The organism is Deltaproteobacteria bacterium, from assembly GCA_019308925.1.
Classification (GTDB): domain Bacteria; phylum Desulfobacterota; class B13-G15; order B13-G15; family RBG-16-54-18; genus JAFDHG01.
Window position 1 is genome coordinate 24,690 of the sequence record JAFDHG010000009.1, and the last position, 20,163, is coordinate 44,852.

The 20,163-nt window shown below is 50.0% G+C and carries 17 protein-coding genes; 16 read left to right on the forward strand and 1 reads right to left on the reverse strand.

What is annotated here, in order from left to right:
* The first annotated feature begins 27 nt into the window (after positions 1-27).
* The 14 genes from JRI46_02535 to JRI46_02600 all read left to right on the forward strand — a co-directional run bounded on the left by JRI46_02535 (position 28) and on the right by JRI46_02600 (position 17,173).
* On the forward strand, positions 28-819 hold the full coding sequence (locus JRI46_02535) for an electron transfer flavoprotein subunit beta/FixA family protein (protein ID MBW2038464.1): 792 nt from the start codon (positions 28-30) through the stop codon (positions 817-819).
* A 10-nt stretch (positions 820-829) separates the two neighbouring features.
* Complete coding sequence (locus JRI46_02540; GenBank protein MBW2038465.1) at positions 830-1,822, forward strand: electron transfer flavoprotein subunit alpha/FixB family protein; 993 nt, start codon at positions 830-832, stop codon at positions 1,820-1,822.
* A 4-nt stretch (positions 1,823-1,826) separates the two neighbouring features.
* Positions 1,827-3,116 carry an FAD-dependent oxidoreductase gene (locus JRI46_02545; GenBank protein MBW2038466.1) on the forward strand — a complete coding sequence of 430 codons (1,290 nt, stop codon included), beginning with the start codon at positions 1,827-1,829 and terminating at the stop codon, positions 3,114-3,116.
* Complete coding sequence (locus JRI46_02550; protein MBW2038467.1) at positions 3,116-3,391, forward strand: 4Fe-4S dicluster domain-containing protein; 276 nt, start codon at positions 3,116-3,118, stop codon at positions 3,389-3,391. Before JRI46_02545 ends, JRI46_02550 begins: the two co-directional genes overlap by 1 nt.
* Entirely contained in the window at positions 3,384-4,076 is a 693-nt protein-coding gene (locus tag JRI46_02555; GenBank protein MBW2038468.1) for a GntR family transcriptional regulator, read from the forward strand. The genes JRI46_02550 and JRI46_02555 overlap by 8 nt, the downstream gene beginning before the upstream one ends.
* Before the next feature lie 278 nt (positions 4,077-4,354).
* Positions 4,355-4,771, forward strand: a complete 417-nt coding sequence (locus JRI46_02560) for a cobalamin B12-binding domain-containing protein (protein ID MBW2038469.1) — start codon at positions 4,355-4,357, stop codon at positions 4,769-4,771.
* 11 nt (positions 4,772-4,782) lie between these two features.
* Positions 4,783-6,423: a methylmalonyl-CoA mutase gene (locus JRI46_02565; protein MBW2038470.1), complete on the forward strand. Its 1,641-nt coding sequence runs from the start codon at positions 4,783-4,785 to the stop codon at positions 6,421-6,423.
* A gap of 68 nt (positions 6,424-6,491) precedes the next feature.
* Entirely contained in the window at positions 6,492-8,585 is a 2,094-nt protein-coding gene (locus JRI46_02570; protein ID MBW2038471.1) for a hydantoinase/oxoprolinase family protein, read from the forward strand.
* A 2-nt stretch (positions 8,586-8,587) separates the two neighbouring features.
* Positions 8,588-10,312 (forward strand): hydantoinase B/oxoprolinase family protein, encoded by a 1,725-nt coding sequence (locus JRI46_02575; protein MBW2038472.1) that lies wholly within the window; start codon positions 8,588-8,590, stop codon positions 10,310-10,312.
* Positions 10,313-10,523: 211 nt separating this feature from the next.
* Entirely contained in the window at positions 10,524-11,819 is a 1,296-nt protein-coding gene (locus JRI46_02580) for a phenylacetate--CoA ligase (protein MBW2038473.1), read from the forward strand.
* Between the two features lie 29 nt (positions 11,820-11,848).
* Positions 11,849-12,808 (forward strand): xanthine dehydrogenase family protein subunit M, encoded by a 960-nt coding sequence (locus JRI46_02585; protein ID MBW2038474.1) that lies wholly within the window; start codon positions 11,849-11,851, stop codon positions 12,806-12,808.
* Positions 12,805-13,290: a (2Fe-2S)-binding protein gene (locus tag JRI46_02590; GenBank protein ID MBW2038475.1), complete on the forward strand. Its 486-nt coding sequence runs from the start codon at positions 12,805-12,807 to the stop codon at positions 13,288-13,290. The genes JRI46_02585 and JRI46_02590 overlap by 4 nt, the downstream gene beginning before the upstream one ends.
* A 23-nt stretch (positions 13,291-13,313) precedes the next feature.
* Positions 13,314-15,707 (forward strand): xanthine dehydrogenase family protein molybdopterin-binding subunit, encoded by a 2,394-nt coding sequence (locus JRI46_02595; GenBank protein MBW2038476.1) that lies wholly within the window; start codon positions 13,314-13,316, stop codon positions 15,705-15,707.
* A gap of 248 nt (positions 15,708-15,955) precedes the next feature.
* Positions 15,956-17,173 carry an aminotransferase class V-fold PLP-dependent enzyme gene (locus tag JRI46_02600; GenBank protein ID MBW2038477.1) on the forward strand — a complete coding sequence of 406 codons (1,218 nt, stop codon included), beginning with the start codon at positions 15,956-15,958 and terminating at the stop codon, positions 17,171-17,173.
* Positions 17,174-17,231: 58 nt separating this feature from the next.
* On the opposite strand, the gene JRI46_02605 is transcribed toward JRI46_02600, so the two are convergent.
* Positions 17,232-18,047 carry a methyltransferase domain-containing protein gene (locus tag JRI46_02605; GenBank protein MBW2038478.1) on the reverse strand — a complete coding sequence of 272 codons (816 nt, stop codon included), beginning with the start codon at positions 18,045-18,047 and terminating at the stop codon, positions 17,232-17,234.
* Positions 18,048-18,137: 90 nt separating this feature from the next.
* Between JRI46_02605 and JRI46_02610 the strand changes: the two genes are divergently transcribed.
* Entirely contained in the window at positions 18,138-18,929 is a 792-nt protein-coding gene (locus JRI46_02610; GenBank protein MBW2038479.1) for an MBL fold metallo-hydrolase, read from the forward strand.
* Complete coding sequence (locus JRI46_02615; GenBank protein ID MBW2038480.1) at positions 18,919-19,569, forward strand: sulfite exporter TauE/SafE family protein; 651 nt, start codon at positions 18,919-18,921, stop codon at positions 19,567-19,569. The genes JRI46_02610 and JRI46_02615 overlap by 11 nt, the downstream gene beginning before the upstream one ends.
* Positions 19,570-20,163 lie beyond the last annotated feature (594 nt).

The following is a 20,163-nucleotide window of genomic DNA, read 5'->3' on the forward strand; positions in this document are numbered from 1 at the left end:
ACCAGTTGGAGAAAGAAGGGTTTGGTCGTGAATATTGTGGTCTTGGTGAAGCAGGTGCCGGACAGCGAGGCGATGGTCCAGTTGAAGGCCGATAGGTCGGCAGTGGAGGTGGAGGATAAATATACCCTGAACTTCTTCGACTCCCTGGCAATGGAAGAGGCCTTGCGGATCAAGGAACAGGTAGGCGCCGGTAAGGTGACGGTTATCTCTCTAGGGACGCAAAAATCTGTTGAGGCCTTGCGGACTGGGGTGGCGATGGGGGCTGATGAGGCTGTCTTATTGGAGGATCCGGCCTTTGAGGGTGGGGACGAGTATACCACGGCCAAGGCCCTGGCCCAGGCCATTAAAGAAATGAAGTATGACTTGGTCTTTTGCGGTAGAGAGGCCTTTGATGATTCCTCGGGGGCAGTGGGTCCCTTGGTAGCGGAGTTTTTAGGTATCCCTCATATTACCGTAGTAGTGAAGGTGCAGGTCTCCCCTGAGGAGCGGGCGGTTGTTGTGGAGAGAGAAATAGAGGGAGGCAAGGAGGTAATAAGGACCCCCCTGCCTGTCCTTATTTCTGCGCAAAAGGGGCTCAATGAACCTCGTGTGCCGCCCGTAATTGGAGTGATGAAGGCCATGCGGGCAGAGATCAAGAGATTAAATTTGGATGCCCTTGGTCTTTCTCCGGATGAAGTAGGGCGTGCGGGGGCCAAAGAGGAGGTACTGCGCTATTATCGACCCCCTGAGAGGCCTTCTGTTACCATGCTAGAAGGCGAGGCACCTGATGTGGTGAGGGAGCTGGTAGAGCTCCTTAAAGAAGAGGCCAAGGCTATCTAGGAGGTATGAGGTGTCAGGAGGGGTATGGGTCTTTGCAGAACATCAGGATGGCAGGATCAGGAAGGTGGCCTTAGAGCTATTGGGCAAGGGGAGGGAGTTGGCGGAGAAACTGGGTCTGGAACTGGCCGCCCTACTGTTCGGTTCAGGGGTGGATGGTCTGGCCAAAGAATTGACCCTGTACGCTGATAAGGTCTATCAATGGGACGACCCCCTTTTGGAGAAGTACAACTGTGATGTCTATCTTCAGCTCCTATCAGATCTGGCAGTTAAAGAGACGCCTCAAATCCTCTTAGCTGGAGCCACTGTTTTGGCCAAAGACTTGTTCCCCCGTGTGGCGGGCAGGTTGAGTACTGGGATTGCCATGGATTGTTTGGACCTCGAGCTGGGGGATGATGCCCTCATGATAGCCAGAAAGCCGTTTTTTGGCGGCAAGGTCTGGGCTGACGTTGCCTGTCGTGAGGGGAGGTCCCAGATTGCGCTGGTAAGGCCCAACACGTTTCCAGTCCCTACTGCCAGTGGGGATATCACAGGAGAGGTGCTTAAACAAGCAGTTGAAGTTGATCCCACCCAAGTCAGGTTGGAGGTGCTAGAGATAGTTAGGGCCGCCAAAGAGAGGTTAGACCTCACCGAGGCAGAGGTCATCGTCACGGGGGGGAGGGGGATGAAGGGTCCGGAGAACTTCCAGTTGTTGGAGGAGTTGGCCGATTGCCTAGGGGCCACCGTAGGGGCCACCAGGGCAGTGGTGGACAGCGGATGGAAGCCCCATGATGACCAAGTGGGCAAGAGTGGCAAGACCGTTTCCCCCAAGCTCTACTTTGCCATTGGGCTCTCCGGGGCCATTCAACACATTATGGGGATGGATACCTCCAAGGTGGTGGTGGCCATCAATAAAGACCCCAGGGCCTCCATCTTCCAATACGCCGACTATGGGATCGTGGGGGATCTCTTTGAGATCGTTCCGCTTTTGACGTCAGAACTAAAAAAGGAATTGGGTAAGAGATAGTACCGTGGAGAGGATAGATGCAGTGGTGGTAGGGGGAGGGTTAGGGGGACTTGCAGCCGCCTACTGCCTTGCCAAGGAGGGTATCCAGGTCCTGGTCTTGGAGCGGGGTGACCATCCTGGCAGCAAGAACGTGACCGGTGGTAGGATCTACCTGAATCCTGTACGTTCCTACCTGCCTGACCTCTGGGAGGAGGCACCCCTGGAGAGGTTGGTTACCAAGGAGATAATTACGGTAATGGGGGACGATACGTCCTTATCTTTGCAATTTACGTCGAAGAAGTTTCGCGAAGGACCTCCACATAGCTATACGATCCTTAGATCGAGATTCGATAGGTGGTTTGGTGAACGAGTGACGGAAATGGGGGGGTTTGTAATCCCTCAGCGGCGGGTCACCGATCTCATGAAGGAGAATGGCCGTGTGCTGGGTGTGGTGTCCGAGGGTGAGGAGATACCGGCCAATATAGTCATCATTGCCGATGGTGCCCTTTCCTTGATGGCGGAGAAGGCTGGTTTGCGCAAGCCCTTGCCGCCCAAGCATGCGGCAATGGGGGTCAAAGAGGTAATAAAGCTCTCGCCAGAGGTAATTGAGGAGCGTTTTGGCTTAAAGTCAGGGGAAGGGGTTGCGCAACTCTTCTTTGGGTCCATCACCCATGGGATCTTCGGCAGTGGGTTTCTCTACACCAACCGGGATACCATCTCTCTTGGTTTGGTAGTGGGGATAGAGTCTTTTTTAAAGAGTCAGCCCCCCATTGAGGTTCATCAACTCCTCGAGGAATTCAAGAAAAGGAAAGAGGTGGCAAGCCTTATCAAAGGTGGGGAATTGATGGAGTATTCCGCCCACCTTATCCCCGAGGGGGGAGACAGGCCTCTGCCCAGACCCTATGGCGATGGAATAGTGGCGGTGGGAGACGCCGCAGGCCTTGCCCTCAATATGGGGATCACCGTGCGAGGGATGGAATTTGCCTTTGCCTCGGGGTACATGGCAGCCCAGACGGTCATGAAAGCCAAGGAGGAGGGAGATTTCTCCGCCTCCACGCTCGCTCACTATGAGACCCTGCTCAGGGAGAGCTTTGTCCTGAAGGATATGGAGACCTTTCGCAACAGCTTGGAAGTGTTAGAGAATCCTCGGTTAGTAAGCTTTTATCCCCATTTGCTGTGCAGGATTATGGAGGAGCTTTTCTGGATAGGTGAGGGGCCCAAGGAGAAGATTTCATCCACCCTGTGGAAGGGAATAAAGGAGGGGGTTTTTAACCTGGGGGGCCTTAAGGACCTCTGGATGTTCAGGAGGATATGATGGACCCTGCTTCTAAACTTGCCCTAGATGCCTTCAAGAACGACAAGGAATCCCATATCCTCATCCGACAGGAGATCTGTAAGAGCTGTGCTGAGAAGTACTGCCTCTATGTATGTCCGGGAGGACTCTATTCCATAAACGAGGAGACGGGAGAGCTTCTGATCGAATATGCGGGTTGTCTGGAGTGCGGTAGTTGTCGGGTGGCCTGCCCCTACGGCGCCTTGGAATGGAGTTACCCCCGAGGCGGTTTTGGGGTACAATACAGGTATGGTTAAGAGAGGACTTTGGGAAATCAAGGACCGAGAACGCAAGACTTTGCGTGAGGTTGTCTACGAAAGGATCAAAAGGGGTATCCAGAGGGGGGAATTTAAGGCCAAGGAACGGCTCATCGAACAGAGGCTGGCTGAGGACTTGGGGGTGAGTCGGACCCCCATTCGTGAGGCCGTCTCCAGGCTGGAGCAGGAAGGGATGCTAGACAAGGTCCCCCGAGGAGGGATAGTGGTGAGGGGGACCACCAACGAGGAGATCGAGGAGGTCTTCGGTCTCAGGGCGATCCTGGAGAGTTATGCAGCCTCCCTGGCCACCAAAAAGATGGGTGAGAAGGTGTTGACAAACCTGCAGGGGATCATCGATAGGTCGCAGCAGGCCCTGGAGAGGGGGAACATCGATAAATTCATCCAGTTAAACACCGAGTTTCATGAGGTGATATATCGCTCAAGCCGCAGTGATAAGCTCTATCAGATGATCAACAACCTGCGGGACTATTTTTATAAGTACCGGGTCTTCATCTTAAGGATAAAGGGCATGCCGCAAATGTCCTTGCGAGATCACCAACTGATGGTGCAGGCCATGAGGGAAGGGAATACCCAAAAGGTGGAGGAGCTGGTCAAAGAGCACATCTTGAGGGGAAGAGAGAGACTATTGAAGGCGATAGAGAGAGGGAGGCTTCCCTTAGAATAAGGATTCAAGGGATCAAGGATTCCAGTGGTCAAGTGAAATACTTAAGAATTATTGGGGGTTAAAAGCTTGATTGAGATTTATAAAGTTACAAAGGCCTTCCGAGAAAGGAAAGACATGAGTTAACATCACAGATGAGGAAGGAGTCCTATAAGAGGTATAGGAGATGTTGAAAGGATGAACGAGGCACTTATCAAATTATTGAATCCTTGGGAAACAAACACTTGAATCCTTGAATCCTAGAATCCTTGGACCCTTTTTTGAAGAAGAACCTAGAATAAATGGATAAGGAGGGGGCTGTGAAGAGGCGGATAAAGGTATTGATGGCCAAACCGGGTCTAGATGGACATGATCGGGGGGCCAAGGTGGTGGCCCACGCCTTGCGAGATGCGGGGATGGAGGTGGTCTATACAGGCTTGCATCAGACCATCGACCAGATCATCAATGCCGCCATTCAAGAGGATGCGGATGTCCTTGGGCTGAGCATCATGTCCGGGGCTCATCTCCCCATCTGTGAAAAGATCATGAAGAGGGTAAGAGAAGAAGGGATGGATGATATCTTGGTGGTGGTGGGGGGGGTCATCCCGACCAAGGATATCCCTAAGCTAAAGGAGTTGGGGGTAGATGGGGTTTTCCCAGGAGGGACGCCATTTCCAGAGATAACAACCTTTATTAAAGAGAATGCGAGAAAGGGATAGGGAGGAAGACCATGGGTGTGGCCAAGTACAACAAGGGAGAAAAGGATGCTGTGGAGGAGGTTATCCTTCAGTCAGGCATGCGAATAAAGCCCGTATATACCCCCCAGGATTTGGAGGAGATAGGTTTCGACTATGCCCAAGACCTGGCTGACCCAGGTATATACCCTTTCACCAGGGGGATCCACAAACTGGGGTACAGGAGCCGGGCCTGGACCACAAGACAGTACACCGGTTTCGGCACCCCCAAGGAGACCAATGAACGGTTTAAGCTCATGATCTCCCAAGGTCAGACCGGCCTCAACGTGGCCTTTGACCTCCCCACCCAGATGGGGCTTGACTCCGATGACCCTTTGGCTGAAGGAGAGGTGGGGCGAGTTGGGATGGCAGTGGATACCCTGAGGGATTTTGAGATTGCGTTTGCTGACATCCAGCTCGATCGCATCGGCAGCGGCCTCACCATCAATGCTGTTGCCTCCATCATGTTAGCTATGTACCAGGCAGTGGCCGAGAAGTTTGGGTACTCTCCCAAGGTGATCAGTGCCACCCCCCAAAATGATATCCTCAAGGAGATGATTGGGAGGGGAATGTGGATCTTTCCGGTGGATCCCGCTGTCAGGCTTATTGGGGATACCATGGAATACAGCATTACTACCATGCCCCGAACCAATCCGGTGAGCGTATGCGGTTATCACATCAGGGAATCGGGTGCTACACCTGCCCAAGAGATCGCCTATGGTTTTCAGATCGCCAACTCCTACATCGAGGAGGTGGTTAAACGGGGTTATCACATAGATCAGTTTGCCCGGGGGATCACCTTCAACTTTAATATCTTTGGTAACCTATGGGAGCAGGTCGCCAAGTTTAGGGCGGCCCGTAAGCTGTGGGCAAAAATACTCAAGGAACGGTGGGGGGCCAAGGACAACCGGACCATGTTCCTGAGGGGGCTGTTCGGGGGTGGAGGATCAGGGCTCACCAAGGAGCAACCTATCATAAATGCTGTGCGGAGTGCCTATTATGCCCTTGCTGCAGCCTTGGGTGGAGCACAGACCACTGCCCTGTGCTCTTACGATGAGGCCTATACCATCCCCACCCCCTATTCTGCACTTATTTCCTTGCGAACTTGCCAACTTTTGATGGATGAGGTGGGGCTACGCGACACCGTGGACCCCTTAGCTGGCTCCTATTTCATCGAGACACTCACAAAACAGATGGAGGATAGGATTCTGGAGGAGATAGAGGAAGTCGATAGGGTAGGGGGTATGAAGGATGCAGTTGCCACAGGCTATGTCCAAAGGAAGGTGGCTAGGCAGGCCTATGAATGGCACAGGGGGTTGGAGACCGGTGAATACGTCAAGATCGGGATCAACAAATACACCGATCCTGGCGCCTTGGGTAGTGAGGGGAAGGTAGAGCTCCACGAATATGATTCACGCACTGCCGAAGAGCAAATCCAGACCCTGAATGAGGTGAAGCGCACCCGCAATGGGCGAGAGGTCGCCATGCGATTGAGGGAATTAGAGGGTGCAGCCAGGTCGAGTAAGAATGTTATGCCCTATCTTTTGGAGGCGGTTAAGGCATACGCCACTGTGGGGGAAATGACCGAGGTCTTTAAAGAGGTCTACGGGAAGTTTCAGGAGCCGAGCATCTTTTGAACAAGATCAAGCATTCGGTTATATGAACAGTGTAGAGAAAAGTAGGTTGGGGACTCAGGAGGTGTTGCGTGGATAGAGGATTGTACCGCTTGGGGTGTGATATCGGCGGCACCTTTACCGATTTCGTGCTCTTAAACGATGAAACTGGGGAGATCCAGATCAACAAATGCCTCACGACCCCCGTGGATCCTTCCGAGGCTGTGGAGGGGGGGATCCGGCAGATGCTGGACCGGACCCCGGGCTTTATGGAGCACCTTGAGGAGATAATTCACGGGACCACCCTGGTCATCAATTCTATCATTGAAAGAAAGGGGGCCAAGACCGGGCTAATCACAACAAAAGGCTTTAGAGATGTATTGGAGCTGGCTAGGGAAAAGCGATATGATACCTATGACATCTTTGCCGTCTATCCAGAGCCACTTGTCCCCAGGCCTCTGCGGATGGAAGTAGATGAGAGGATTACCAGCGATGGGCGTATATTGAAAAAATTGGACCCTGAAGAGGTGAAGAGGGTTTTAAATAAGCTCATTGATATGGGTATTGAGTCATTAGCGGTGTGTCTTATAAATTCTTTTGAGAACCCGGTTCATGAGTTGATGATCAAGGATATTGTATCCAGAGAAGCTCCTGACCTATCCCTCTCTATTTCCTACGAGGTTCTACCTCAAATAAGGGAATTCGAGAGAACAAGTACCACAGTGACCAACGCTTATGTCAAACCCCTTACTGGAAGGTATATAGCTAGGCTATCCCAACGCCTAGATTCACTAGGTTCTACAGGGAAGTTGTTTATCATGCTCTCTAGTGGCGGTATTACCTCAGCAGAAACAGCCACGGAGTTTCCAGTAAGGGTTATCGAGTCGGGACCAACGGCAGCCGTTATTTCCGCGGTATACTTTGGCAAGATGTTCGATGTTAAAGATATTTTTTGCTTTGATATGGGAGGGACAACCGCCAAATCCTGCTTAATTCAAAAGGGAGAGCCAGGAATGGTGTCAACCTTTGAGGTCGGTCGTGTTCACCGGTTCAAAAAGGGTAGCGGTCTTGACATTCAGGTGCCAGTGGTTGATTTGATGGAAATCGGGGCTGGCGGCGGGAGTATAGCTAGAATCAGTAAAATGGGACTCCTCCAAGTAGGTCCAGACAGCTCTGGAGCTGACCCTGGTCCTGTATGTTACGGTTTAAGTGGAAAAGAGCCAACGGTTACCGATGCTGATCTGGCCTTGGGCTATCTAGACCCCGACTATTTCCTGGGCGGAGAGATGAAGCTTGATAAGGAGTCGGCGCAGCAGGCTATTGAAGAAAAGATTGCCAAGCCTCTAGGGGTAACTCCCATAGAAGCTACTTGGGGTATTCACGACCTTATCAATGAGACCATGGCTGGTGCGGCAAAGACACACATTGCTGAAAAGGGAGGTAACCCCAAGATCGTTACCGTTTGTGCCTTTGGCGGAGCAGGTCCAGTTCATGCCTATGGCTTAGCCAAAAAGCTGGAAGCACCTAGAATCCTTGTCCCACCTATAGCCGGGGTGGGGTCTGCGCTGGGATTTTTTACCGCACCTAGAGCCTTTGACTTAGTTCGAAGCCATAAAGTCGGCCTCCAAGACGCTGATTTCGCCGAAATTGAAAAGCTATTCCAAGATATGGAGAAGGAAGGGGCCGTTATCCTGCAAAAGGCGGGGACCATAGAGAACACCACCTATGAGAGGTCGGTTGATATGCGCTTTGTCGGGCAAGGGGCTGAGACCAACGTTCCTCTCCCAAATCGGGATTTCTCCCAGGTTATAAAGGAGGAAGTGCGGAACCTATTTGACCAAAGATACCAGGCTCTTTATGGTCGAACCTACCCTGAATCCCCGGCTGAGTTTGTAAACTTCAGGGTGAGGGCCAGCCTTCCCGAGCGCCCCTTACGTTTACCTAAAATAGAGAAGAGAGTAACCTCAGTTAAGGATGCAGTCAAGGGACAGCGTCCTGCCTATTCAGCAATTGCCAGAGATTTCATTCCCTACAGTGTATATGACCACTACAGCCTGTTTCCTGGAGCGCAATTTGATGGTCCAGCCATTGTTGAGGAGCGGGAATCAACTGCTATTATCGGCGAGGATGCTTCTGTCTCTGTGGACGATTATGGGTTTTTGTGGATTAATTTCAAGGAGGTATAAATTTGGCGAAAAAATTTGACCCTATAACCTTGGAGATTCTATGGCGGAGAATAATCTCTATTGTGGATGAGGCTGACGCCTCTGTAGCTCGAACCGCCTTTTCCAGCCTTCTTCGTGATGCTCATGACTATACCTGCACCTTCACTGACAGAAAAGGACGATTGTTAGCTCAGGGAACCTTCTGTACTCCGGGACAAGCCGGGGCAATGACACTAGGCGTCAAGAGGTGGATTAATATGCTCCCTGAGGAGAGCTATAAGCCGGGTGATGTTTTCATTACTAATGACCCATGGCTCCTTGCCGGTCACCTTAACGATGTTTGTGTGATGAGTCCAATCTTCTACAAGGAGAAGGTGGCAGGTTTCACGGCATGTGTTTTTCATCACTCAGATATAGGAGGTCGGGTCTCATCTGACAACCGTGATGTCTATGAGGATGGCCTATTCATCCCTCCGGTAAGGCTTTACGATGCCGGTGTCCTTAACGAATCCATCATGAATTTAATTCGATGGAATGTTCGCACACCGGAAGAGGTTACCGGTGATATAAGGTCACAGGTGGCAGCCAATTATGTATGTTCACAAAAGGTAGTAGAGATGATGGAAGATGTTGGCTTAGATACCCTGGATGACCTTGCTACTCAGATTATGGATGTGACTGAGAAAAGCATGAGAGATGCCATTGCCGAAATTCCCGATGGTGTCTATCCCTACGAAGGAACTGTCGAAGCACCCGGGGGGAGAGAGGATATAAAGATCAAGGTATTAGTACAGGTGAAGGGAAGCGATGTAATTGTTGACCTTGATGGATCATCCCCTGAGGTGGAATGGGGAGGTAATGTAGTCTACAATTTCACATATGCCTACGTGTTTATGGCGATAAAGAGCGCCTTTAACCCGGATATACCCAATAACGAAGGTTGTGCTCGGCCGATAACTATGAAAGCCCCTGAGGGGACTGTGATAAACTGCAAGTTTCCAGCAGCAGTTGCTGCTCGGCTCCAGATTGGGCATTTCATGACCGAGATGGTCTATAGGGCATTAGCCCCAGCGGCACCAAACAGAATCATAGCCGCAAGTGGCGGGACACCGGCGTGGATGCAGGTGTTTTATGGCAAAAGACATGACGGAAGCAAATTCCACTCGGTGTTAATCAGAGGTGGCGGTATGGGAGCCAATTACAAGCAAGATGGTCACTACTGCGCTATCTTTCCTGCCAATGGTGCCAACACACCCTGCGAAATCTTCGAAAGCGATTCCCCACTTATTATGGAGAAAAGGGAACTCCTTTGTGATTCAGGTGGTCCTGGGAAGATGAAAGGAGGACTGGGGCGGCAGGTCGTCTTCAGGGTACCTGATGATGAATATGCCCCCAGTTCACCAATTGCCATAGGCATTCAGGGAGGAAGGTTCCGTTATGCAGCCGATGGTCTAGTTGGCGGCAAGCCAGGCGCCAAATCAAAGTTCCTAATTAATGGTGAGCCTAAAGACCCGGGTACGTTGAATTTCGCCAATCCCGGCGATGTAATAACCTTCTATAACCCAGGGGGAGGAGGATATGGAGATCCTCTGGAGCGTGACCCGGAAATGGTACAGAGCGATGTCATTAATGGATATGTCAGCCTGGAGAAAGCCAAGGAGGACTATGGGGTTATCATTGACCCAGTGACGATGAAGGTGCATCTCAAGGCCACCGAAAGACTGCGCGCATCAAGAAAAGGAGGTTGATGATAATCTGGTAATAATTAACCATGGCGGGCTCCCCACTCACTAACCATGAAAATTCAATTTACTTCCCTCCCCCTTGATGGGGGAGGGTGAGGGTGGGGGTGAATAGGGAAATTTAGTTCCCCCTCCCCTTTATCCCCTCCCCCCAGGGGAGGGGAAGGATTTGAGTAATGTTATTTTCAGAGTAGCTAAAAAGAAAAAAGGAGAGAAAATGGCTGCCAAGACTTTTATGCCAGATATAAAATCGCTGGACGAGCTGAAGGAGATTCAGCTCGAGGGGTTGAAGTGGACAGTGAAGCATGCCTATGAGGGATCTAAGGAATACCGTAAGCGCCTGGATGAGGCAGGGGTACGGCCCGAGGACATCAAGGGACTTGACGACCTAGCGAAGCTTCCCTTCACTACTGCTGATGATCTGCGAAAGGGCTATCCTTTTCCACTCCTTTCCGTACCCCCTGAGAAGGTGGTGCGGATCCACGCCTCCTCAGGAACTACGGGAAAGAGGAAGGTCCTGTGCTACACACAGAAGGATATCGACGATTGGGCGGATATGTTTGCCCGCTGCTATGAGATGGCCGGTTTGGGCGAAGAGGACCGGATACAGATTGCAGTGGGTTATGGGGTCTGGACCGCTGGAGTGGGATTTCAATTGGGGTGTGAGCGATTCGGGGCCATGGCTGTCCCTGCTGGACCAGGCAACATTGATATGCAATGTCAATTTCTAGAGGATTTTCAATCCACGGTCCTTTGCTGTACTGCCTCCATGGGGTTGCTGATGGCTGAGGAGGTGGAGCGTAGGGGGCTTCGTGACAAGATAAACCTCAAAAAGGTAATATTTGGTTCAGAGCGCAGCAGCGACGCCATGCGACGGAAGATTAAGGAACTGTTGGGGGTAGAGGACATATTCGACATACCTGGGTTGACGGAGTTGTACGGTCCGGGCACTGGTCTCGACTGCCCCAAGCACGAGGGTATCCATTACTGGGCGGATTACTATATCCTGGAGATCCTGGATCCGGAAACGCTAAAACCCGTGCCACCAGGGGAGGTTGGGGAGATGGTGGTGACTACCTTGGTTAAGGAAGCGGTGCCTCTGATTAGGTATAGGACGCGAGACCTCACCAGGTTGATCACCCATACCTGCTCCTGCGGCAATGTATTACCTATGCACGATCGCCTGCTGGGAAGATCCGATGACATGTTTATTTTCAGGGCGGTGAATGTCTATCCGGGCCAGATCGATCACATCCTCTCACATACGCCTGGAGTGGGGAGCGAATATCAGATAATCTTGGAGAGGAAGGCGGATGGTAAGGATTACATGACCATCAAGATAGAGCGGGAAGACGGCGGTGACCCCTCCCGTGATCAGGAGCTGGGCAAGAGGGTTGAGGGCGAGATCAAGAAACAGGTTATGGTGAGTGGGCGGGCTCAGATCGTCGACTATGGAGCGCTGCCCCGCTCGGAACGCAAGTCCAAGAGGGTCTTTGATATGAGGGAGGAATAAAGAGGAGAGATGAAAAGAGGAGATCTATCATGAAACGCTTTGATTATCTAAAGCCATCCACAGTGCAGGAGGCTATCTCCCTGCTGCATGAGCACGGGGAGGGCGCGATGCTCATCGCCGGTGGGACGGACGTGATTGTAGGGATCAAAAAGCGCAATATCGCCCCCAAGGCCCTCATCTCACTTCAGGGTATCAAGGGGCTAGAATATATCGAGCCCCAGGATGGGGGGGTGAGGATCGGGGGTATGACCACACATAGAGCTCTGGAAAGATCACCTCTGATTAAAGAAGGATTCCCTGCCTTGGCGGATGCCGTGGAGAAGCTGGGCTCTGTTCAGATCAGAAATGTGGCCACCATCGGGGGAAATATCTGCAACGCCGCCCCCTCTGCCGACACGGCCCCACCCCTGCTCGCCTTGGGTGCCGAGGTGAGGATCAAGGGACCTCAAGATGAAAGGACCATACCCTTAGAGGAGTTCTTCGTAGGAGCGGGTGAGACGGTCCTTAAGGGAGATGAGATCCTTGTGGAGTTTATCATTCCTGCTTCCCCTCCCCATACGGGTAGCGCCTATTGGAAGCACACCCGCCGGCAGGCCATGGATTTGCCCATCCTGGGTGTAGCCTTGTCCCTGAGTATCGACAAGGCTGAGGCACCGAACTTACAGAAGCTCATCAAGGATTCTGCCCCCCAAGAAGAAATCTTGTCCTCCTTGGAGGAGAGCGGATTGGTGTGTCAGGAGGCAAGAATTGCCCTAGGTGTGGCTGCCCCTACGCCCATGCGGGCCAAGGGGGCAGAGGGCGTATTAAAAGGAGTAACCTTGACTGCAGGTACGTTGGATGAAGCGGCGAGGGTTGCCTCCCAGGAGGCCCAGCCCAGGGATACCTTGAGGGGTGCGGCCTGGTATCGTAGGGAGATGATCCAGGTCCTCAGCAAGAGGCTGGTCATCACGTGTTTGGAGAGAATCTTTAAAATAGGGGAGAAGCAATGAAGCGGACCATATCGTTTGTTCTAAATGGAGAAAAGATAGAGACAGAGGTAGAGCCTCACTGGACCCTATTATACCTTTTGCGGGAAAGGTTTGAGTTGACCGGTGCAAAGGAAGGATGTGGTATGGGAGAGTGTGGAGCGTGCACTGTTCTTGTAGATGGGAACGCAGTGACAAGTTGTATCTTTCCTGTAATGGAAGTTGATGGTAAGGATGTTCTGACGATAGAAGGGCTGTTAGGGGAGGGAAATGAGCTTCATCCTTTGCAGCAGTCTTTTCTGGATAACGCAGGGGTTCAGTGCGGATTCTGTACACCAGGGATGATCATGTCGGCCAAGGCGCTGCTGGCTGAGAATCCAAGGCCAACTGAAGATGAGATACGGTATGCCATCGCTGGGAACATCTGCCGTTGCACAGGATATGCACAAATAGTAAAATCCATCAAGGAGGCAAGTGAGGCAAAGTCCAATAAGCAGGAAAAATAACGCCAAAGTTTAAGGGGAGAGAGATGGAAGAGTTATTTGTAGGGCAATCATACCCAAGGGTAGATAAGGACAAGGTTACAGGAAGGGCCCAGTATGTCAATGATATCAGACTTCCCAGAATGCTTTACGGTAAGATCCTTTACAGTGAATATGCCCATGCGAGAATCAAAAGTATCGACACCTCAAAGGCGGAAAGGCTGCCAGGCGTCAGGGCAGTACTGACCGGCTACAATACGCCTGATGTCAGGGTGGGATTTATCGGGGACCAGACACCTCTCAAGAAGGATAAGGTACGGCAATACAGGGATGAGGTTGCGGCGGTTGCGGCCACTGATCCTGAAATAGCAGAGGAGGCCCTGGATCTGATCAAGGTTGAATACGAGGAGCTTCCTGCTATCTTTGATCCCTTAAAGGCGATGAAGGAGGAGGCTGTGCTCATCCATGAAGTTGATGCCCGCGGAAGACCTCGGAGGAACAACATCCTCCCGCTGCCTTGGAAACTTGAGGTGGGTGACGTGGATAAGGCACGGGAAGAGTCTGCCTATGTAGTAAAGGATGGGTTTAGGACAACCTGGGTAGCCCAATGCTGCATGGGGACCAGCGGCTGTATAGCTGAGTTTGATTTAAATAACAACCTCACCATCTATAGTGTAACGAACGTTCCCTTTGGAGGAAAGGATCGACTCGATACATTTCTGAGGAATATCGGGATCAACGGGACCACCAGAGTGCTCACGCCTGTTGTCGGCGGCAGCTTTGGTACTAAGCTGGATACGGACATGTATGAATTCATCGCCGTATTGCTCGCGTGGAAGACCAGGTGTCCCGTTAAGATCCTCTTTTCGAGAGAAGAGGAGTTCAAGACATGCCCCCCGAGACAACCCACCATTACCTCTATTGAGCAGGGATGCGATAAGGATGGGAAGCTGACATTTCGGAATGTAGAGATGATCCTGGACAACGGGGCATACACCTCCTGGGGAGCGACTACACCATCAGTAATGATGGTTCCAGTGTCATCCCTGTACCGTGTTCCTAATGTCCTTTATAAAGCCACCTGCGTGTATACAAATAACATCTACTGTCAGGCCATGAGGGGATACGGAAATCCCCAGGGTACCTTTGCTGTTGAATGCTCTATGGACCAGTTAGCTGAGGAGGCAGGAATCGACCCGATGGAATTCAGGGAGATCAACGCCAATGTGCCGAACGAGACCTCTCCCATGGGTCTAAAAATCACCACCTGTCCCATGAAGGAGTGCCTCGCTGAAGTAAAGGAGCGACTGGATTGGAAGAACAAGCACGGTAAGAGGAATGGCCGTGGTGTCGGTTTGGGATCACTGATCCATGTGGGTGGTGGTGCCCGTGTCTATCTTTCAGACGGTCAGGGGGTCATCCTCAAGGTGGACGATGAGGGTAATGTCACTATCATCACTGGTGGGACCGATCAAGGACAGGGGTCGGAAACCATAATCAGACAGATGGTTGCCGAGGCAATCGGCTTCAGGCCAGAAAATGTGTTCATTGTAACAGGTGATACAAATATCTGTCCTTGGGACGTGGGGACCCATGCCAGTCGACACACCTTTATCACCGGCAATGCGGCGATACTAGCCTGTGAGGATGCAAAACGCAAAATCCTTGATCTGGCTGCGAAGATTATGTCCAAAGAGATCCAGTCCGGTTTCAAGAAGAAGGCCAAAAAGGATCCCGAATTCAAGATCCCAGATCTGGATTACAGTATGGTATCGGATCCGAGCAATCTGGATATTAAGAATGGGATCATATTCCCGAAGACAGATCCAACAAATAAATATTTCCAGGTGCCAGCTGCCAGGATACTTCGCAGGGCCCATATGGTTGGGACGGGCAAGGGTGAGATGGTCATGTCCGAGGTCTTCTATGATCCACCAAATGAGATGTTGGATAGAGAAGGGAAAGGGAACCTCTCCTGTGCGTATACCTTCGGTACTCACGGGGTTGAGGTGGAGGTAGACAAACAGACGGGTCAGGTAAAGATACTAAACTATGTCGCTGCACACGACGTAGGGCGGTCAATCAACCCGATGCTTATCGAGGGGCAAATCTACGGGGCAGCCTATATGGGAACCGGCTATGGACTCACGGAAGAGATCAAGTGTGTTAACGGAAAAGTAGAAAATCCAGACTTTCTCGATTACAAGATCCTCACAGCAAAGGATTATATTCCCATTGAGCCAATTATTGTCGAACCGATCGATCCTGCTGGCCCTTTCGGTGCGAAGGGGATTGGGGAACCTGCCTGTGTACCGTCAGCCCCAGCAATTGCCAATGCAATTTACGATGCTGTGGGGGTACGTATTAAGGACCTGCCTATCACGCCGGAAAAGGTACTCGCAGCTCTGAAGGAGAAAGAAAAACAAGACAAAGAAGGTTAACATCACAAAAGCAAGGGATTGATAGGGGGATCGTGTTCTGCAAAGGGCGATCCCCCCTTTTTTTTGATTGAAATAACTGATAAAATATAAAAGATGTCTATTACGTAGAAAATAAATTTAATTAAAACATTCCCCTTTTCGACTTGGGGGAGAGGCCTGCGGCGAGCTCCCTTCGGTCTGAGCGTTCGACTGAGCTCACGCCGAAGCCTCAAGGTCGAAGACAGCCGAGGCGATAAAGGTGAGGGCTGATGAAAAACATCATTTATATGGACAATGCAGCCACCTCTTTCCCCAAACCACCTGAGGTTACCCGGGCAATGGTGCATTTCATGGAAGAGGTAGGTGGCAATCCTGGCCGCTCAGGACACGTGTTGGCCCTCGAGGCGGAACGCATTGTGTCGGAGACCCGTGGACGGCTTGCCAAATTGTTTGCTATATTAGATCCTAGCCGCATAGTGTTTACTGCAAACGCTACCGAATCGCTCAACACCGTCATTTATGGGTACCTGAAGCCTGGAGACCACGTTATCGCCACAGGAATGGAACATAACTCGGTCATGCGTCCCTTAAGGCACCTGGAACAGACGGGAACGATCAGCCTATCTATTGCCCCCTGCGACAAATTAGGGAGATTGGATATCGAATCGCTGCCAGGACTGATCCGGAACAACACCGCCTTGATGGTTCTCAACCATGCCTCCAATGTCTGCGGCACAATTCAGGACATCAGTGCGGTTAAGAGGGCCATCGGAGACATACCCTTGCTCCTTGATGCAGCTCAAACCGCCGGGGTCTATCCCATCGATGTTGAAGCAGAGGGGATAGATTTTCTTGCCTTCACCGGACACAAGGGTCTGTTAGGGCCCCAGGGGATCGGAGGACTCTATATTCGTGAAGGTTTGGAAGTTCGTCCTCTTAAGCGCGGTGGTACTGGAAGTATTTCTGAGCGAGAGGAACAGCCTGATTTTTTCCCCGATGCATTTGAGAGCGGGACCCTCAATACTGTTGGCATTGCCGGGCTCGGCGCAGGAGTCGGTTTCATTTTAGAGCGGGGAGTAGAATCTATCCGCGCACATGAGATGGACCTGTTAACCGCCTTCATTGATGGGCTTAGCGATGTGCTGGGCATTACCTCGTATGGACTACTTGACTCAGAGCTGCAAACGGCAATTCTTTCCATCACCTTTGATAGCGCCCTTCCCCCTGAACTGCATCATACCTTCGGTGGATGTGGAGGGGTAGCACTCCCTGCCACATTTGAAAGTGTCCTGCCTTCTGAGGCCGGGCAGAGCCTTAAGGAACAATTTCACATCCTTGTGCGCACAGGCCTGCACTGTGCCCCAATGGCACACAAGACATTGGGGTCCTTTCCCGACGGTACCGTACGTTTCAGTATGGGATATTTCAACACCCTTGAACATGTGTCGTATGCTGTTAAAGCGGTTAAAGAGATTGCCCAAAGATAAACTACCAGCAGAAGTGTTTAGAAGGGGCTTTTTGTGTCGAAATCGGATGTGAATCCTCTTAAGGAACACATAACCTTTCCAAGATATCATTAATGGTCCCAGCGCCAAAAAACAGTTGAACACCCATATCCTCCAAGAGCTGCCTATCCTTTTTTTCAATGTGCTTGGATAGGAGAGCCTGGCAGTCAGAAACGATGCTGTACACGTCAAATGTATTCATGTGTTGCATGGTCTTAGAAAGCTTATTAGATCTCTTCTCAAGGAGCATAAACTTGCCTCTTTGATCCGATTGATAGATGGCAAAGAATTTTGAGCGCTCAAACATGCCAGGATAAACCGTACGACCATCCTTTGTTGCCACGGCAATTTTACGAAACACCGGGGTTGCCACAGCATAAAAATGAAAAGTCTCCTCACCACAGTTGATGGGTTTTAAGCCTGATTTGGTTAAGAGTTCAATGACTTCTCCAACGGAATAATACCTTTCAGAAACGCCTGTTTGAACGCCCTTTTTCCAATCCACAACGATCAACCTTCCCTTCCATGCCAGTTTGGTAAACATCTGGGAGAAAAATGTGGATGGGTCCTTAAAATGATGAAGGCTCATAAGTGTGTAGGCTAGGTGGAATAAGCCTGGTAGTTCTTGTACTTTCTCCGCCTTCAACTTGACGAGCTGAAGCCTGTTTGCACCCCGTGCAGAAAGGTGTGGGTCTATACCAACACCTCGAATGGGGTAATGCTGGACGAGTTCATGCAGCACTTCACCATTTCCGCAACCAACATCCAAAACTCTCCTACCTTCGGTCAGTAAAGGAGAAAGCAATTTTAGAAGAAGTTGTCTGCCCGATTCTTCCATAGCTTCCAGGTTGGACATGTCAAACAGCTCCCTCCTTTTTTCATGCGAAAAACAATGATACACTATGGTATAGATTGGGCGCAATTCTATTTCATTATGGAGGCAAAAATGCGTAAATTAAATAGGATAATTTTATTCTTTATACTTGCCATATCATTTGCACCCCCAGCGGTTGCAAAGGATTTGGATCTTACCATAGTTTATGACAATAATCCCTATAATGAAGAGCTGGAAACACGATGGGGCTTTTCCTGCCTGGTAGAAGGGCTTGAGAAGATAATCCTATTTGATGTCGGCGGTGAGGGGTCTGTACTCCTTAAGAATATGGAAAAGCTCAAGATTGACCCTAAAACAGTGAATGTAATAGTTCTCTCCCACATTCACTATGACCACATTGGGGGGCTATCCCATTTTTTGAAGAAAAATCCTCATGTTACTGTTTATATGCCAAGATCTCTGCCTCAAAGTGTTAAAGACAAGGTCAGGCTCGTAGGCGCCCAATTAGTTGAGGTTCATAAACCAATCAAGATCTGCAAGGATGTCTATTCTACGGGTGAGCTAGGGACCTTTATAAAAGAGGAGTCGCTTATAATAAAGACATCTAAGGGATTAGTAGTAATTACCGGTTGCGCTCATCCAGGGGTTGCAAACATAGTGAAAAAGGCAAAAGAGATGCTAAGATCCGATGTCTATTTAGTATTGGGTGGATTTCATCTATGCTGGATGAATCTTTCCCAAGTAAAGAGAATAGTCAACAGAGTTAAAAAAGAAGGGGTTAAGAAGGTGGCACCATGTCATTGTTCAGGTGATCTCGCTAGAAAACAGTTTAAAAAGGCCTATGGAAATGACTTTATTCTTGTCGGTGCAGGGAAGAAGACAAAAATAAAAGATGCTTTCTAATTCTCTCAAATTACTGATGGCCGGTTTTGTCATGGGTTGGGGTCCATGTCTTACTTACACTGCTCCATTGCTCTTGCCTTATATTGGGGCCACAAAGAGAAGTTGGCAGGATGGCTTAAAAGTCGGGTTGGTGTTTTCAATTGGTAGACTCTTGGCGCTTGCCATTTTGGGTGGACTTGCAACCGTGGTCTTTAGTTTTATCAATCAATTCTTCCCACCTCACAAGTCCGGTTGGCTCTATTTAATCGCCGCCCTCTTTATGATAGCAATGGGTATTCTTATCATTTTAGGCAAAGGACTTAGAATGCATATCGGAGATAAGATATTAGATAAAGGAACTGAGAGTATGTTCTTAATGGGCTTTTTGATGGGGGTTGCGCCCTGTGTCCCCTATGTAGCAATCCTCACCTATATTGCCTGTGTAGCAGAAGATGTCGTTCTAGCAGGAATATTGTATGCAGCGGTGTTTGCAACAGGCACAGCAGTTGCCCCTATAGTATTAGGGGCTTTAATGGGCATCATTCCAGAAAAATTATTTAAGTCGGCTAAATTGCTCAGAACTTTTCAGGTAGTTTGTGGAGTGGTTCTCGTTCTTTTTGGAGCACAGCTTATCTATTATGTGTTGAATCTTGTTTTTTAAAAAAAGAGCAACCCTTTGCCTTTTGAATTTGATGATTGACATCCGCAAATTTTTGATTAAAATGCTGTTTTGCGGCAATATTCGTTCCCAGAGATGATCACGGAAGATTAACCGTTAGATTTTCATATAATCATGCCTTTATCCAGAAGATCAAGACCCTAAAAGGTCACTGCTGGCATCCTGAGGGGGAGGTAGTCAAGATCCTCTCTGTATTATCTATTTCCTGAAGAGTGGAACAGCCCTGAGATATATTCAGGAACTTTTAGGTTATAAGAGTTCGAAAACGACCGAAATTTATACCCACGTAAGTGAGAGAGATATTGTGCGCATCCATAGTCCATTAGATACGTTTCAGAAAGGAGGTGAACAAGGTCACAAAAAACTGGAAGGAAAAGGTCAGCCAGAGTAGGAAATAAACGAAATAGGTTCGGATTATTTCCAATTTTGGTAGCATAAACGAAATAAGTTCGGTTATTTTAAGTGGCTGTGGTACAACTAAAAACTGAAAGCTGGTAGCCGAGTGGCCTGGAAATTGGTCAATAGGCAAGCCAGCTGATTTTTTGCTCTTTGACAAAAGGATATCAAGTTGGAAAG